Genomic DNA, 639 nt, shown 5'->3' on the forward strand with positions numbered 1-639 from the left:
TGCGCATTGCCCATGCCGGGCCGGTGTCCGGCCCCATTGCCAGCCTGGGCAAGGATGAGGAAAACGGCGTGCGCATGGCCCTGGACGATCTCAATGCCAAGGGCCTGGAGATCGGCGGGCGCAAGCTGCACTGGAAGCTGGAGGCCGGCGACGACGGCGGCGACCCCGGCCAGGCCGTGGCCCTGGCCCGGCGCCTGTGCGACAAGAAGGTGGCGGCCGTGGTCGGCCACCTGCAGTCGGGCACCACGCTGCCGGCCACGTCCATCTATCAGGACTGCGGCATCGTCATGGTCACGCCGGCGGCCAGCAACCCGGCCATCACCCAGTCGGGCTATGACACCACGTACCGCGTGATCGCCGACGACCGCGCCATGGTCGATGCGCTGGTGTCCCACGCCGTGGGCAAGCTGGGCGTCAAGCGCGTGGCCATCATCGATGACCGCTCGGCCTACGGCCAGGGCATCGTGGCGCTGTTCGAGGCCCAGGCGCGCGAGCAGGGCATCGAGATCGTGGACAAGCAGTACACCGGCGACAAGTCCACGGACTTCGTCCCCATCCTCACGGCCATCAAGGGCAAGAAGCCCGACGCCATCTTCTTCGGCGGCCTGGATGCCCAGGCCGGCCCCATGCTCAACGCGG

At 69.2% G+C, this 639-nt stretch carries 1 protein-coding gene; it reads left to right on the forward strand.

From position 1 onward, the window contains the following. Positions 1-639, forward strand: a 639-nt coding sequence (locus L995_RS10315) for a branched-chain amino acid ABC transporter substrate-binding protein (RefSeq protein WP_047471415.1), incomplete at both ends; no start/stop codon positions are given.

The sequence above is a fragment of the Delftia sp. ZNC0008 genome (genome assembly GCF_000799035.1).
Taxonomy (GTDB): Bacteria; Pseudomonadota; Gammaproteobacteria; order Burkholderiales; family Burkholderiaceae_C; genus Comamonas; species Comamonas tsuruhatensis.